Raw genomic sequence first — 16,387 nt, 5'->3', positions numbered from 1 at the left:
AAACTATGAAAACACTAAATCAAACTCACCTCTCTATATTTAACATCGTTAAACAATTTAACACTGTTAAATTATCAAAAACCCGCTGTTGCAATTAACTGTGCACAGCTTTTAATCCAGTTGATGATTTTTTAATTAACTGAAAATGAAATAGATAACAGCATGGTGACTTAATTGCCAATCATGCTGAAAAACAAAAAAATAATTTAATCAACATATATACACATAAGGCCCTGGCCTTAAAATCTTTCACTTATATCAATAACAATTAATCATGAAAAGTTTAATTTTTGCGTTTATCGCACTAGCACTATACAGTTGTTCACCAAAGCCGCAAACAGCTGGAGCGCCGCCGGCGCCATCATTGCCTGTAGCCACAATAGTTACGGGTACTGATACCACTTACCAGGAATACCCTGCATCAATAGAAGGTACTGTTAATGTAGAAGTACGCCCGCAGGTAAGCGGAACATTAGATAAAGTATTTGTTGACGAAGGCTCTTTTGTAAATGCCGGTCAGCCTTTATTTAAAATTAACGATCAGCCATACCGTGCTGCTTTAAACAATGCACTGGCAAGCCAGCACGCCGCAGAAGGCGCAGCAGCTAATGCACAATTGGAGATCGACAAACTAACTCCGCTGGTTCAAAACAAAGTAGTATCAGAGTACCAGTTAAAAACAGCAAAGTCAGCCTATGATGTTGCCAAAGCAAATATCGAACAGGCAAAAGCAAATGTTTCTACAGCGCAGATCAATGTAGGTTATACTTTAATAAAAGCCTCTGTAAGCGGTTACATTGGCCGTTTAATTAAAAAACAGGGAAGCCTTGTTGCCCCTGCAGATGCTGAAGCGTTAACTCAATTATCAGATGTGCATGATGTACATGTTTACTTTTCACTGAGCGAAAAGGATTTTGTAAGCTTTAAAGAACAATATCCCGGCGAAACACTGAAAGACAAATTGCAGAAATTGCCAACCGTATCATTATTACTGGCTGATAACAGCGCTTACGCTAAACAGGGTAAGGTTGATATGATTGATGGTCAGTTTGATAAAACAACCGGCGCTATTACATTAAGGGCCAGCTTTTCAAATCCGCAGGGTTTATTACGCTCAGGCAATACAGGCAAGATCCGTTTAAGCCTTACCCATAAAGATGCCCTGATTGTCCCTGCAGAGGCAACTATCGAAATGCAGGATAAAGTATTTGTATTTACCGTTGGCGACAGCAGCAAGGTTAAAAAACAACCTATCGACATCATTGGCAAAAGCGGCAGCAATTACCTGGTTAAAAGTGGTGTAAAAGCTGGTGACCAGATAGTGTTAAGCGGCATTGATCACTTACAGGAAGGTACAGTTATCCATCCTGAAAAAGCGCCTGAAAAGAACGCTGTTATTGCAAAAAACTAATAATCAAGAATTAAGAGTCAAGAATCAAGAGACAAGATTTAGGCGCCAGGGATTTTTCATTAGACAGACAACAAAACCCTGTCTTGATTCCTGACTCTTACTTCTTTACTCTACAAAACGCAAAATCATGTTTCAGAAATTTATAGAAAGACCGGTACTCTCAACTGTTATCTCCATATTGTTGGTGATAGTTGGTGTGCTTGGTTTAACAAAATTGCCCTTAGAGCGGTTTCCGAATATTGCCCCTCCGGCAGTATTGGTGTCTGCTGTTTACCCCGGCGCTAATGCCGAGACCATTTTACGCTCCGTAACGCCTTCGTTAGAAGAAGCCATTAACGGTGTGGAAAATATGACCTATATGACATCTACTGCCAGTAACGACGGTACATTGGGTATCACTGTTTATTTTAAACAAGGTACCGATCCTGATCAGGCGGCAGTGAACGTTCAAAACCGCGTGTCACAGGCTACAAGCCAGTTACCTGCGGAAGTTGTACAATATGGTATAACTACTACCAAGCAGCAAAACAGCTTCATTGGTGCTATGGCTATCTACTCAGATGATCCAAAAAAATACGACCAAACCTTTGTAGCCAACTATGCGCAAATCAACATTGTGCCCGAAATTAAACGTATCCCGGGTGTAGGTTCTGCCAGTATATTTGGTGGTGTTAAGGATTACTCTATGCGTGTTTGGCTTAATCCGGGTCAAATGGCTACCTACAAAGTTACGCCTGCCGAAGTGATGGCCGCTATACAGGACAAAAACCTTGAAGCCGCGCCTGGTAAATTTGGCGAGCGCAGTAACGAGGCTTTTGAATACGTAATTAAATATAAAGGTAAACTTACCAAACCAGAGGAATATCAGAATATTGCTATCCGTGCAAATGCTGATGGTTCTGTATTGCGTTTAAAAGATGTAGCCCGTGTTGAATTGGGTGCCTATTCTTATAATAGCGTAAGTAACCTGAACGGACACGACGGTATCATCATAGGTATCATACAACTGGCAGGATCAAACGCCAACGAAATTCAGATTGGTATTGATAAGCTGATGGAAAAATTATCAAAGGATTTCCCTGTTGGTATCAAATACAACCAGTTCTATCGTACCAAAACCGACCTTGATGAATCAATCAACCAGGTTGAGCATACATTGATAGAGGCTTTTGTACTAGTGTTTATCGTAGTATTTATATTCCTTCAGGATTTCAGGTCTACATTGATCCCGGCTATAGCGGTTCCGGTGGCCATTATCGGTACCTTCTTCTTCATGAACCTGTTTGGCTTCTCTGTTAACCTTTTAACCCTGTTTGCATTGGTGCTGGCCATAGGTATTGTGGTGGATGATGCCATTGTGGTGGTAGAGGCGGTTCACGCCAAAATGGAGCACAACCCGGGAATGACCCCGAAAGTGGCAACTACCGAGGCAATGCACGAAATTACAGGTGCCATTATATCCATTACACTTGTTATGGCAGCCGTGTTTTTACCGGTTAGTTTCATGACAGGTTCAACAGGGATATTTTACCGGCAGTTTGCGTTAACCATGGCCATAGCCATTATCATATCGGCCGTTAACGCTTTAACTTTAAGTCCTGCATTGGCCGCCTTGTTCTTAAAGAACAAACATACTGCGGATGGTCACAATGCACCTAAAAAAGGTTTTGTAGAAAAATTTTATGCAGGCTTTAATGGTGGGTTTAATTATATGACCACCAGGTATGTAGGAGGCTTAAAATTCCTGATCCGTAAAAAATGGCTTAGCATAGGCGGATTGGTGTTGGTAGTAGCAATTACCTTTTACCTGGTAAACAGAACAAAAACGGGCTTTATTCCTACCGAGGATCAGGGTTTTGTGGCCATAGCTGTTAGTACACCATCTGGAACTTCTTTAAGTGGTACTAACAAGATCTTCAAACAAGCCGAAGATCAGCTTAAAACTTTACCATCAGCAAGGTTTGTTACCGCGTTATCTGGTTTTAACTTTTTAACACAATCCAGCAGTCCATCTGCCGGTGTAATTTTCTTGTTGTTAAAGCCGAACGAACAAAGGGGCGCGGTAAAGAATATTGATGATATACAAAATATAGTAAGAGGGAGATTAGGTGGCATACCAGGCGGTACGTTCTTCGTGTTCAGTTTTCCAACTGTTCCAGGGTTTAGTAACGTAGAAGCTATGGACGTGGTGCTGCAGGATAAAACCAACGGCAGGCTGGATAAATTCAGTGGCGTTGCCAATAACTTTATAGGCAAGCTGATGCAGAAACCGGCTATCGCTTATGCCTTTACTTCCTATAAAGCAGATTATCCTCAGTTACAATTAGAAGTTGATGATGAAAAAGCTAATCAGTTGGGTGTAAATGTTAAAGATATCCTTTCAACTATGCAAGCCTACTTTGGTACTGCCCAGGCATCGGATTTTAACCGCTTTGGTAAATACTACCGTGTGGTGGTTCAGGCTGACATTGCCGATAGGACAGACCCTGCATCTATTGACCGTGTATTTGTTAAAAACAAAGCAGGCGAAACCGTGCCAATCAATACCCTGGTTAAACTAACCCGTGTGTATGGTTCAGAAACCGCTTCACGTTATAACCTGTTCAACTCTATTGAAATCAACGCTATCCCTAAACCAGGTTATAGCTCTGGCGATGCCATTAAAGCCATCCAGGAAGTAGCCCAGGAGCAATTGCCATCAGGCTTTGCCTATGAGTTCTCTGGCCAAACGCGTGAAGAGATTTCATCAGGTGGTCAGTCGGCTATTATATTTATGCTTTGTTTGGTGTTTGTATATTTCTTATTATCAGCGCAGTATGAAAGTTATATATTGCCATTGGCAGTAATACTTTCAATCCCAACAGGTATTTTAGGAGTGTTTGTGGTATTAGGTTTAACCGGAATCGAAAACAACATCTATGTACAGGTAGCCTTGATCATGCTCATCGGTTTGCTGGCTAAAAACGCCATCCTGATCGTGGAGTTTGCCGTACAGCGCCGCAGGGCAGGTTTATCATTGGTAGCGGCAGCAATTGAAGCTGCAAGGTTGAGGATCCGTCCGATCATCATGACCTCGCTGGCATTTGTGTTCGGTTTGTTCCCGATGAGTATTGCAACAGGTCCATCTGCACAGGGTAACCACTCTATCAGTATTGGCGCCGCAGGCGGGATGGTGTCAGGAGTTATCCTGGGCTTATTCATTATACCTGTGCTGTTCGTGATCTTCCAGGGCTTACAGGAAAGAATATCCGGCAAACCGGAACCTGTTCTGACAGCCGATGGTGTAAACCAGCCCGAAGTTGAATTAGTATAAAGAAATCAAATAAAGGCTCGTGCGGTTCCCTCCTTGAGGTGGAGGGCAGATGGGATTAGTGAAACAGCACTCTTCCACGGGGTAGGAATCGCAAAGCTTTTGTTTATAAAGAATAACATAAAATGAAAAATTATATAAACGGGTCCATTTTGATACTGGTATTAGCAGTGCTAAGCGCCTGTAAAGTATCAAAGGATGTAGAGACACCCAAACCTGCCCTGCCTGAAACATTCAGAAGCGCAGTAACAACCGGCGATACCAGCAGCATTGCTGATATACAATGGAAAAACTTTTTTACCGAAGCAACTTTGCAAAAGCTGATAGACAGCGCCATCATAAAAAACTACGATATGCAAATAGCTGTGAAAAATATAGAAGCATCGCAGCTGTTATTTAAACAGGTAAAATGGAACTATGTTCCGCAGGTTGATCTGAATGTTACGGCAAATTCACAGCGTCCGTCAGATAACAGTATTACCGGTTTAAGCTTAAGCCAGTATAATATCGGCACAAAACATATTGAAGACTATTCAGCGAATCTAGCCCTGTCATGGGAGGCAGATATATGGGGTAAGATCCATAACCAGCAACGCAGCGCATTGGCAGCTTATCTGCAAACAACAGAAGCTAAAAAGGCTATCCAAACCAATATAGTTGCAAGTGTATCGCAAGGTTACTATAACTTATTGATGCTGGATGCACAGCTTAACATCGCACAAAAAAATGTGAAGCTGAATGATAGTACGTTGAGGATAATCAAACTGCAATATGATGCCGGCCAGGTTACTTCATTGGCTGTACAGCAAGCTGATGCTCAAAAACAGGCTGCTGAACAACTGGTGCCACAGTTTGAGCAAAATATTGCCATACAAGAAAACGCCCTGCGCATTTTAACCGGTGAATTACCTGATAAAATTGCAAGGAATTCAAATTTAGATGATATGGTTATTCCAACAAATGTGGCAACAGGTGTACCATCAGCCATAGTAAGCCGCAGGCCAGATGTTAAAAGCGCCGAGCTTGCTTTGGTAATTGCCAACAGTAAAGTGGGTATCAGCAAAGCTGAAATGTATCCCGCTTTGCGGATAACTGCACAAGGTGGTGTAAACTCATTTAAAGCCAGCAACTGGTTTAATATTCCTGCGTCATTATTTGGTGTAGTTGCAGGCAGCGTGGTGCAACCATTATTTGATCATAAACGACTAAAAACTGATTACCAGGTTGCGCAGGTTGACCGCGAGAAAACAGTGTTGCAGTTCCGCCAGTCTGTTTTAAATGCAGTTGGCGAAGTATCTGATGCACTGGTAAAAATTGACAAGTTAAAATCGCAGCAAACAATAGCCGCCAACAGGGTAAACACCTTACAGCAGGCTACAAAAAACGCCGACCTTTTATTTAAGAACGGGCTGGCTACTTACCTTGAAGTAATAACTGCCCAGGGTAATGTATTGCAAAGCGAATTGGAACTGGCATCAATAAAAAGAGATGAATTAAGCGCGGTGTCTGATCTGTACAGGTCACTGGGCGGTGGTTGGAAATAAATAAAGACTAATAACAATGAAAGAGTTTGTAACCTTAAGAAGCAAAATGCTTTATTGCTCGATAAGAGAATGGAATGTTACTTTGGTATTTTGGGGAATTGTGCTGTTGGTTGAAGTAGTGATAAATGTACTAAAGTAAAAGCAAATATATTGAGATCTGTGGGTTCGGATCACAAATTATCCCGGCGGGACAACACCATATAATGGTATGTTGTCCCGTTTTTAATTCATTTAGCCTCTTATTAAGAGATAAAAAGTAGATTAGCATATTAGTTGTTATATAGCGATGAGCATATTCAGATGACTTTGGCACAATTAATGGCAATGATAACACATAAAAACATTAAATGAATCCGGAAACAGACCTTAATAAAACTAATAGAATCGGATTAGCGCTGTCAGGAGGTGGTGTAAGAGGCATTGCTCATTTAGGTGTAATGCAGGCACTGATTGAGAATGGCATTACGTTTTCGCATATATCGGGCACAAGCGCCGGAGCAGTTGCCGCGGCCTTTTTTGCCGAAGGATACTCACCCAAAGAAATCTTACAAATAATTAAAGAAACCAGGCTGCTTAAGCTGCTGCGCCCTTCGCTTGGCAGTACAGGTTTAATTTCTATACTAAAGGCCCGGTTTTTATTTGGGAGATATATCCCTCATAACTCCTTTAGCAAACTCAAAATACATGTTACTATTTCTTCTGTTGATCTCGGCGAAGGAAGACTTGTTTACTTTACCGATGGGGAGTTGGATATGGCAATTTTAGCATCATGCTGCTTACCGGGTATTTTTAGGCCGATAATTATTAATGACCATATGTATATTGATGGCGGGATCTTAAATAATTTCCCGGTTGAACCATTGGTAGGCAATTGCGATCTTATTATTGGGTCATCATGTAACCATTTACCGGTGGTAACCGAGATCAAATCCTTTGGCAGCCTGGTTGACAGGGCCGCTATGATTGCTATCAACTCAAGTCTTAACATGCATAAAATTTTATGCGACGTAGTTATTGAGCCGCGTGGTTTGGGTGGTTACGGCATATTTAATACTGACGCTGCCGATGAAGTTTTTATGATTGGCTACGAGGAAGGCTTAAAAGCCGTTACAGGGAACGAGTTTCTTAAAGGCATTGTGCAGGCACACCAAAAAGCAATAAAAGCAGCTGATTTATAAAAAACTTATGTATTTTTAAGTAATTACAAATTCAACTCATACCTCGTACTTCTTCCTCCACTTTCCCCCAAAAGTATTATCGCCCCTTTTGCAAGCAGGTCTTGCAGATCTCGTGTTGCAGTTGCTTTTGATGCCTTGGATATGGTAATATACTTGCCCGCATTTATACTGCGTTCAAAACCTTTAGGGCCCTCTTTCAGTACTCTTTTGATCACTTTCAGCTGGCGTTCATTTAGCTCACCGCTGAACCTGACGAAAAATTTGGTCTTTTTCAACGTGAAGTCTATGTGGTTTTCGGTATACTGTTGTGCGTTTATGATAACATCCACAAAATAACTTATCCACGGTGTTATTTCATTTGCTTTTTGCGCCTGCTCTAATGCACTATAATAATCGTTTTTTTTTGCTTCTATGGTTCTGGATAAGCTTAAAAGCACCGGCCTGCCAACGCCCTGTGATAAAGCTTTTTCAGCAATTGCCCGACCTATCCTGCCATTGCCATCTTCAAACGGGTGGATAGATTCAAAATATAAATGCGCAATGGCCGATCTGATCGGGGCTTTTTTAATTTCATGTTTTCCACCCGGTGCGCTTTCATTAAACCAGGTAATAAATTGGTCCATTTCCCCGGATACTTTTTCTGATGGTAGCGCTTCGTAATGCACTTTTTCTTTTCCCATTGTGCCTGATACCACCTGCGTTGGCGCGGTGTGGTCACGCCAGGCACCAACCTTTAATTTAGTGCCTGTGCCCAACAGCATTTTATGCCACATAAACAATTGTTTTTTACTTAATGGCTGCTGGTATGTATCGCGTACGTTATATATCAAATCACCTATTCCTTTTGCCTTTTTATCAGCTATATGGTCCGGTGTTTTATTTAATCCAAGATCATTCCTTATTGATGACATTACATCTTTTCTACTCAAATACTCTCCTTCAATTTCTGAGGTTTTTATAGCTTCGTATACCATAAATTCAACAACAGTATCCATTTGTGAATTTTCTGGCAAGGATTTTAATACACCGCTTATCAACCCTGTTTTTTCAGAAAAAAGGTATAGCCTTTCTTCAATTCCTGAAGAACTATAAGTGAAATTTGGCCAGTCTTTTTGTTGCCAGTTATACATCTTGAGCCGAATATCTATTTTAATCGGCTCAAATATACGCATTTTTTGAGCCGAATAAATAAATTAATCAGCTCAAAATAATTAATGTCATGAGCCGAATAGTAAAATTATTCGGCTCAAAAATTTAAACCAGCTATCAAAAAATATTTAACGATGATTTTATCAAAAACCCTAGGAGCCTTTTTGATAAACAATGGAGAAAAAAGAATAAACATATACTAAAATGAGCCTTAAGTTAGGGATACTCCAAAACTTAAGGCTCAAATATCAATTTGATATAATACTTACTGTATTTTTATCTCCACTCTTCTGTTCAATACCCTGCCTTCTTCAGTGGTATTATCGGCAATAGGTTTGCTTTCGCCATAACCTTTAACAGCAAGGTTATCACCTGCGATGCCGGTATTTACAAGGTACAATTTTACAGAATTGGCCCGTTCAACAGATAAAGCCATGTTATGATCAAATGATCCCTCGGCTGATGAATTGCCGTTTAGAATAAACTTAACAGAAGGGTCTTTTTTCATTTCAGCAGCAGCCTTATCTAAAATGGGATACGACTCGGTTTTTAATATGCCCGAATTAAATTCAAACTGAATGTTCTTAAAGTTGTAATCAGGTTTTGCAACCGGGGCCGGTGGTGGTGGTGTTTCTTGCGCCGGAGCCTGCGCAGGCGGCGGTGTTTCTTTTTGTACAGGTGCAGGGTCAGGCGGGTAGGTAACCGCTTGCTTTGTAACAACCGGCTTTTTTGCTTTACAGGCTGGTAATAAAGCTACAGCAAATAAAATAACGAATAATAGTAAATGAGTTTTTATAATTTTCATAAGAAAAAAAATAATGTATGGATGTAAATATAAAAAACGCAGCTTAAAGTTGGTTATTGTAAATTATGAACATACTCACATTTTCTGCAAACACCAGGTCGTCATACATCTTAAATTCTGCACATTAGTAGTTTTAATGGGTTCATATAACTTTCCGTTCAAATCGGTTGTATAATCAAGCAGCATTTCTTCATTTACCAAAAAGCGTTCTGAACCATCAGGCAACAAATACCGGCCATTGCCCACGCTTTGAACCAGCGTTTCAATCCCAATATCCGATGCCAGTCGCGCAAACAAAAATCCACCCGGTTTAAGCACCCTCCACATGCATCGCAGCATGCTGTCAAAATGATACTCATTGGCAGCAAAATGCAGCACAGCGCTACTGATGACCAAATCAAACCAGGCATCTTCAAATGGCAGATCCTCTGCTGTAGCAACCTTAAAATTAGATGATGGAATACCGGGCGCCAGGTTAGCGGCCAATTCTGTTACCACTTCAACCAGTTGCGGATTTGGGTCTATTCCATAAACATCAAAGCCATTGCGAAGGAAATAAACCAGGTTTCGCCCGCTTCCACAACCGGCATCCAAAACCTTATTGCAATTATCAAAGCGGCCCTTTAATAACTGGTCAAACAAATAAATGTCAATATTGCCATAAAGCTGCCAAAGGTTGTTTTGCATATGCTAATGTAGGCCTAACTTTTTAGATATTAAAAAACCCCTTTCGGGGTTTTCATTTAGTTGAACAATTTATTTATAAGATCAGTTATCATTCTTTCTATCTTTTTTGTCGTGATGCTCAAACTTTTCAAAGCTGCCGCATTCGATAATTTTGGCTTTAATTATATTATAAATAGCTGCATTACTGGTACTGCTTATTACAATGGTCCCCTCTGTTTTTGTGGCTGCTTCAAGTGTGGCTACGGCTGTGCTGCTTATCAGCTTGTTTAAATGCAGCTTTATGGTGGTAGCCACGTCGGTTTTACCATCAACGGTTACATTTTCTGCCTCGGCCTTAATAATGGCATCATCATTAAAATCAAACTCAATAGGTATCACAGAGCCGCTGGTGGTTGTAAAATTACCTTTTAGGGTAAGCGGTATAGTACCCGATGTGCTTTTTGCAAGTACAATCTTTATTTCAATTTCACTATAGGTACCGGTATCAATAGCCGAGCTAATTACAGCGGGTATTGGGGCAAACAGATCTACATGCTGCAAACTTTTTGTTTTGATTTCAATTTCTGTGTTCTTTTTTTTTGCCTCCAGTTTAAAGTATGCGATATTAGCGATGCCCGATGTCCAGGTGATGCTAGCTGTTGCATTGGTAGTTAAGCCGCTTGCCGAGCTTGTAAACGTGCTTGCCGAATTGTCAGCACTAACCGCAAAAGCCATTTTAGTTCCTGAAGTTGAAGGGGAGGTGCTGTTTTTTTTGCACGCACTGAACATAAGGGCTATCACTATTAAGGAGAGTCCTTTGATTACATAATTTTTCTTCATAGTTATTTGGGTTGTTTATCGTAATACGTTTGTTACAGGTAATGGTTGCCTTCTTATTTAGTTATTTTCTCTCTGAGATATTTTTTGCCGAATCTATCTGTTTGCAGGTTATAAAAATTAACAACATCTTTATTATGATTTACTTATATCATAATTATTAAGTATGATACAATTATATCATAAATTTATTTTATGATATAAATAATTCATATATTTGAATTATGATATATATAATTCATAATTTGAAATGAAACAATTTGCAGTTATAACAGGCGATATTATCAATTTCACAAGGTTAGATAATGAGAAAAGGCAAAGCCTGATTGCAGCTACTGAAAAATTATTAAAATCGTGGGTTGCTAAACCTAATGAGGCAGAAGTATTCAGGGGCGATAGTTACCAGTTGATAATGGATGATATTTCCGATGCTATCAAAAAAAGCATCCAGCTAATTTGTTGGTTTATAAAGCATTCAGATGGTGTAAATAATATTCAATTAAGCTCCAGGGTATCAATAGGAATAGGGAAAATTGCTTATAAAGGTAAATCGGTTTTGGATTCTGACGGGGAAGCATTTCACCAATCAGGCAGGTATTTTGATAAAATGAGCGCCGGTGAAATATTGGCTATAAAAACCACCAACGAAGAAATTAATCAACAAATAACAATTATTCTTAGTTTTATAAACCTTTTTATATGCCAATGGACACCTAACCAGGCTGAAGTTATTTACTTAGCATGTGAAGGATATACCCAATTAAAAATGGCAGAGAAATTAAGTATAAATCAGGGTGCTGTTAATAGAAGGTTAAAGGCAGCAAAATGGAAGGAAATAGAAAAGGGTATAATTTATATTATTCAACTTGTAACAAAATAAACATATGGCCATCAATTTATTGCTACGTCTTATTATTGCGCATTTGCTTACTGACTTTGTTTTTCAGCCTTTATCATGGATAAAGGATAGAAAAGAAAAACAAATCAGGTCGGTTAAATTAATTTGGCATGTAATAGTTACAGCTTTATTTGCCTATGCATTTTCAGGATTGTACGCTTGCTGGTGGCTTCCTTTGGTTATATTAATTTCGCATTATCTTATTGATCTTGCCAAATCCTATTTGCCTGATAAGCTTGCCTGGTTTATAGCCGACCAGTTTATGCATTTGTTGGTGATATTTATCATCTGGTTAAGCATCGACAAGCAATGGGCTGCAATTACCACGGAATTAAGCGCAGTAGTTGAAAATACACATTTTTGGATCCTGGCTTTAGGCTATATATTGGTTACATGGCCATTGGGTATACTGATAGGCCTGGCAACCGCTAAATGGAGAAATGACCTGGAAACAAGTAAAGAAGTAAAAGACGGGCTTGAGAACGCAGGAAAATGGATTGGTATTTGTGAAAGAATACTGATTTTAACATTTGTATTAACTAATCAATATATAGCAATTGGTTTTCTGATCACGGCTAAATCTATTCTTAGATTTGGCGACAAGGATAAAAAAGCGGAGAAAAAAACGGAATATATATTGGTAGGTACATTATTAAGCTTTGCCGCATCTGCTTTGCTTGGTATAATTATTTCATACACCATAACGCCATGATCCCTAAAAATTATATGATTCCAACTCTTCGGCAACCAAATGTAAAAGCTCCTCCCCAACAATACCCGGGTTTTTGCAAATGTGTAAACCTTTATATCCATCGGGTTCAAAACTGGCTATGAACTTACCATCTTCAAATACTTCAAACTTACATTGATCGCCTTCGTGGTGCATATAATCACGCACCTCGAAATGATAGCTTTGGTTATCATTGGTGACTGAAATTTCAAATTTTTCCATTATCATATTGATCTTCGCTAATAACTATTAAGCAAGCCTATTGTTGTGAAAAATAATTACCGAAATAAGATCAGATTTTTGAGATAGATTGGAAAATAACAAACAGGGTACGCCATAAAAGTACCCTGTTTGTTATTTTTAGGCATAGTTAGTGCCTGCTGTTTGAATTTGATGAATGGGATGCTTTACCACCTTTGCTTGAAACTTCGCGGTGTTTACTTTCGTCCATGTTTGCAAAGTTTCCGCTGTTGCTGTTAGATGACCTGCTTTGGCTGTGCTGATTTGATTGTTTTGCACCGCCTGTTTGATTTTTTTGATTTGTTGCCATTTTAGTAATTTTTATGGTTTTATCAATCAGTGAACTATACATTAATCTATAATGACCATGCCAAAAAATGGTAAAGCAATAAAAGGAAAATGATTTACAAAAGCTTAGCGAAAATAAATGTCGGAGGAACATAAACAGGCAAAGTTTTAGCACACCTAAATAGTGTATACATCGCACAACAACAGTGTACATTATTCCCAATTAACGTTTAAACAGGTATTAAAACATCAAATGCATACAGTTAAAACTATTCAAATTAAATAGCTGTTAATAAGCTAACTAATTGATAATATTATGCCATCAACTATATTAATTGCCTGCCACAAAATTTTAAAAGACCGGAAACTCAATATTTCATTTGCAGAAAGCGCTACTGCCGGCCGGCTTTCTGCTGAATTTTCATTAATACCCGAGTGCGGCGAGGTTTTAAAAGGCGGGATTGTATGTTATGATGCCTGTATAAAACAGGATGTGCTGGGAGTGCCTGAAGAATTAGTTGAAAAATACACGCCGGAGTCTGCCGAAGTAACTAAAGAACTTGCCGAGCGCCTTGGTAATTTTATGAATGCGGATGTCCGGGTGGCTGTAACAGGGTTAACAATGCCCGGTGGAAGCGAGACTAAAGAAAAGCCGGTAGGTACCATGTTTATTCATCTCATTATAAATAGTAAACCAATAGCCTCCCGTGAAATATTCAAAGGATCGGCAGAAGAAATAGTGCTGTTAACGGTTGATAGGGTAGCTCAATTGATTATTAATGAATTTGCCTGATATTTATTTATAGGTTGTCGCTAATAATAGTTAATTGTATGGGGTTATCCATTACTATTTCAGTACCTGGCTGATAAAGAACGCATAAGTTAAGCGGCTAATAGTTGATCCACTCGCTTTAACAGAATATTAATATCAAAAGGTTTAGATATAAAATGATCTGCCCCTGAATTACACATTATCTCACGGATATTTGTTTCGCCCGAAATCAGCATAATCCTTATATGGCTCATTTGCGGGGTGGCTTTAATTTCCCTGCAAATTTCAGTGCCATTTAAATCGCCCAGGCGAATATCAAGTAATATAAGGTCGGGCTGAAACTCTTTAATTTGTTTAAAGATATGTTCACCGGTTAAGGACGTGCGTACTTCGTACCCGGCGTCTTCGAAAAGGTATTCATACATTTCCAGGATATCCCTTTCATCTTCAATCACCAAAACACGTTTTGCCAACATCGCTCTTATCTTTTTGAATTGTATTTTTTGGTTATACGAGTATAAGAAGCAAAATAGTTGCTTTCGTTTAATGATGCAGCTAATATGTAATTAAGATGACAAACAAAATGATAACGATCTGGTCCTGATTTGTGAAGTTGATATTAGTTAATTTGAATTAAATAAGGTAAATTTACGTTATAATTAACTTTTCTAAAAGTTCGCTCACCTTCTTTTCCATCTTAAAGGTGTCCTGTTAATTCATTTCAGTAAATCCGGATCGATGAATACAGAACTTACCCCAGTCCTGTTAGGGGAATTAATTAATGATGGCTATACTTATGTTCTGGTCAAACAGTTGAATTTGCCAGGAGAAAATCCCTCCGCTCACCAGGTACTTATACCAGTAAAGCAGAAGCCGACAATGAAAACGTTGCCGGAAGGTTTTCATACCTTTTATAAAATAACAGAGGAGCCGCTCCAAATGGCTTGCGGAAACGTTGAACTACCGGTTTTGGTTGATCTTTCAGAAGGAAATCATCTTTCGCTGATTCCTCCATCTGTTTCCGTAGAAGACTTTTATTTCCGGCACAGCGAGGATTTCTTTAGCCAGGTTTTGGAAAGTATTGATGATTACGCCGTTTACACAACCAACCTGGAAGGGGAAATTAATAGCTGGAATGCCGGGGCAAAACATGTTCTGGGTTATACCGAAAAAGAGATCATAGGATCAAATGTGGCGGTCATTTATACGGCTGAAGACAATAGGCAAGAGATTCCGAGGCTGGAATTTGAAGAGGTGGTGAGGGCGGGACATGCTGTAAATGAGCGGTATCATGTGCGAAAGGATGGCTCGCAGTTCTGGGGTAGCGGGCTATTGTTTCCTTTATTTGATAAACAGGGGAATCACAGAGGCTATACCAAGGTTATGCGAAACCTGGCGGAAAAAAAAGTGCCGGAGAAACAGGCTTTATATGCCAAAGCCCTTAGTCAGAATATTATTGAAACCTCCCGGGAACCGATGGCCATTTTAAACAAAGAGCTGGTCATAAAAGCGGCAAGCGAAAGTTTTTTTCAATTGTTCCAGGTAACACGTAAGAAAGCGATAAAAAAAAGTATTTATGATTTTGCGCCGCGATTAAACCGGGAGCGTTTAAAAGAGCTATTTGAAGGGATACTGACAAATGAAATGTCATTTATCAATTTTGAGTTTGCTTATGAACTTGCAGATGGCAGCACCAGGATCATGATGATCCATTCAAGAAAAGTGGTATCCTTTGTTGATCGCGTTGAACTGGTCATTCTTAGCGTGGAAGACATTACCCAGGAACGGATCTTACAACAGGATAAGGACGATTTCATCAGCATTGCCAGCCATGAGTTAAAAACTCCGGTCACTATGATCAAGGCCTCCGCACAGATCCTGGAAAAAGAACTGAAAGACGCTGCTTCCCCCTTAGTCATCCACTATCTAAAAAAGCTCAGCGAACACGTGGACAAACTGGTTAGCCTGGCTGCGTTTCTGCTGGATGTATCTAAGATCCGGACAGGCCGTTTTTCCCTGCAAAAGGAAATGCTTGATCTTGCTGACCAGATCAATGAGACCATACTGGATCTGCTGCCTGTTTATCATCATACCATCTCCTATGAAGGACCGCCTACCTGCATGGTAAATGCAGATAAAGCAAAAATAGCCCAGGTACTGATCAATTTAGTAAGCAATGCCGTAAAATATTCCCCGGATGCAGGCCAGGTCATTATCAGGCTTTTCAGGGACCAGGAAAAGCTAACAGTAAGCGTACAGGATTTTGGCCTGGGTATTTCAGAAGAAGAACAGTGTAACATATTTAAACGCTTTTCCCGGACCCGGGTGGTGTGTGAAAAGAAAATTGAAGGCGTTGGCTTGGGTCTTTATATTTCGGCCGAGATCATTAAACTGCACGGCGGCCAGATCTGGTTTGAAAGCAAACCAAATAAAGGTTCTACTTTTTTCTTCAGCCTGCCTGTTATAGCTTGATTGTTAACAAAAATAATTAAAACTATCGTTAATCAGGCTTGTTACTTTTCAATATGACCAGGTAGCGATAGTTTCTGCATCAGTCAT

General features: G+C 39.6%; 16 protein-coding genes. 9 read left to right on the top strand and 7 right to left on the bottom strand.

What is annotated here, in order from left to right:
• The first annotated feature begins 274 nt into the window (after positions 1–274).
• The 5 genes from JWQ54_RS22125 (at position 275) to JWQ54_RS22105 (ending at position 7,443) form a co-directional block, all read left to right on the top strand.
• A complete protein-coding gene (locus JWQ54_RS22125; RefSeq protein WP_299589489.1) occupies positions 275–1,411 on the top strand; it encodes an efflux RND transporter periplasmic adaptor subunit in 1,137 nt (378 codons plus the stop codon).
• 127 nt (positions 1,412–1,538) lie between these two features.
• Entirely contained in the window at positions 1,539–4,724 is a 3,186-nt protein-coding gene (locus JWQ54_RS22120; protein ID WP_299589486.1) for an efflux RND transporter permease subunit, read from the top strand.
• Positions 4,725–4,846: 122 nt separating this feature from the next.
• Positions 4,847–6,265: a TolC family protein gene (locus JWQ54_RS22115; RefSeq protein ID WP_299589483.1), complete on the top strand. Its 1,419-nt coding sequence runs from the start codon at positions 4,847–4,849 to the stop codon at positions 6,263–6,265.
• Positions 6,266–6,281: 16 nt separating this feature from the next.
• Positions 6,282–6,404, top strand: a complete 123-nt coding sequence (locus JWQ54_RS22110; protein ID WP_299589480.1) for a hypothetical protein — start codon at positions 6,282–6,284, stop codon at positions 6,402–6,404.
• 208 nt (positions 6,405–6,612) lie between these two features.
• Complete coding sequence (locus JWQ54_RS22105; RefSeq protein WP_299589477.1) at positions 6,613–7,443, top strand: patatin-like phospholipase family protein; 831 nt, start codon at positions 6,613–6,615, stop codon at positions 7,441–7,443.
• A 23-nt stretch (positions 7,444–7,466) separates the two neighbouring features.
• Here the strand turns inward: JWQ54_RS22105 and JWQ54_RS22100 are convergent, their stop codons facing one another.
• From JWQ54_RS22100 to JWQ54_RS22085, 4 genes are all read right to left on the bottom strand, one after another.
• On the bottom strand, positions 7,467–8,615 hold the full coding sequence (locus JWQ54_RS22100; protein WP_299589474.1) for a Fic family protein: 1,149 nt from the start codon (positions 8,613–8,615) through the stop codon (positions 7,467–7,469).
• 242 nt (positions 8,616–8,857) lie between these two features.
• On the bottom strand, positions 8,858–9,397 hold the full coding sequence (locus tag JWQ54_RS22095) for an OmpA family protein (protein ID WP_299589471.1): 540 nt from the start codon (positions 9,395–9,397) through the stop codon (positions 8,858–8,860).
• Positions 9,398–9,472: 75 nt separating this feature from the next.
• Entirely contained in the window at positions 9,473–10,084 is a 612-nt protein-coding gene (locus JWQ54_RS22090) for a class I SAM-dependent methyltransferase (protein ID WP_299589468.1), read from the bottom strand.
• A gap of 81 nt (positions 10,085–10,165) precedes the next feature.
• Positions 10,166–10,903 (bottom strand): hypothetical protein, encoded by a 738-nt coding sequence (locus JWQ54_RS22085; protein ID WP_299589465.1) that lies wholly within the window; start codon positions 10,901–10,903, stop codon positions 10,166–10,168.
• A gap of 247 nt (positions 10,904–11,150) precedes the next feature.
• Here JWQ54_RS22085 and JWQ54_RS22080 point away from each other — a divergent pair, with 247 nt between their 5' ends.
• Positions 11,151–11,780, top strand: a complete 630-nt coding sequence (locus JWQ54_RS22080) for a SatD family protein (RefSeq protein ID WP_299589463.1) — start codon at positions 11,151–11,153, stop codon at positions 11,778–11,780.
• Positions 11,781–11,784: 4 nt separating this feature from the next.
• Complete coding sequence (locus JWQ54_RS22075; protein WP_299589460.1) at positions 11,785–12,510, top strand: DUF3307 domain-containing protein; 726 nt, start codon at positions 11,785–11,787, stop codon at positions 12,508–12,510.
• Between the two features lie 3 nt (positions 12,511–12,513).
• Here JWQ54_RS22075 and JWQ54_RS22070 read toward each other — a convergent pair whose 3' ends face one another.
• Together JWQ54_RS22070 and JWQ54_RS22065 are read right to left on the bottom strand one after the other, a co-directional pair.
• Positions 12,514–12,750, bottom strand: coding sequence for a hypothetical protein (locus JWQ54_RS22070; RefSeq protein WP_299589457.1), 237 nt, complete (start codon positions 12,748–12,750; stop codon positions 12,514–12,516).
• Between the two features lie 148 nt (positions 12,751–12,898).
• On the bottom strand, positions 12,899–13,078 hold the full coding sequence (locus JWQ54_RS22065) for a KGG domain-containing protein (RefSeq protein ID WP_299589454.1): 180 nt from the start codon (positions 13,076–13,078) through the stop codon (positions 12,899–12,901).
• Positions 13,079–13,372: 294 nt separating this feature from the next.
• On the opposite strand from JWQ54_RS22065, the gene JWQ54_RS22060 reads away from it, so the two are divergent.
• On the top strand, positions 13,373–13,849 hold the full coding sequence (locus JWQ54_RS22060) for a CinA family protein (RefSeq protein ID WP_299589452.1): 477 nt from the start codon (positions 13,373–13,375) through the stop codon (positions 13,847–13,849).
• A gap of 89 nt (positions 13,850–13,938) precedes the next feature.
• Here JWQ54_RS22060 and JWQ54_RS22055 read toward each other — a convergent pair whose 3' ends face one another.
• Complete coding sequence (locus JWQ54_RS22055) at positions 13,939–14,304, bottom strand: response regulator (RefSeq protein ID WP_299589449.1); 366 nt, start codon at positions 14,302–14,304, stop codon at positions 13,939–13,941.
• Between the two features lie 403 nt (positions 14,305–14,707).
• On the opposite strand from JWQ54_RS22055, the gene JWQ54_RS22050 reads away from it, so the two are divergent.
• Positions 14,708–16,300: a PAS domain-containing sensor histidine kinase gene (locus JWQ54_RS22050; protein ID WP_299589446.1), complete on the top strand. Its 1,593-nt coding sequence runs from the start codon at positions 14,708–14,710 to the stop codon at positions 16,298–16,300.
• The last annotated feature ends 87 nt before the right edge of the window (positions 16,301–16,387 follow it).

Origin of the sequence: Mucilaginibacter sp. (assembly GCF_028288225.1) — a bacterium.
Taxonomy (GTDB): Bacteria; Bacteroidota; Bacteroidia; order Sphingobacteriales; family Sphingobacteriaceae; genus Mucilaginibacter.
The sequence above is the reverse complement of the archived record's forward strand: the minus strand, read 5'-3'. Positions and strand labels throughout refer to the sequence as shown.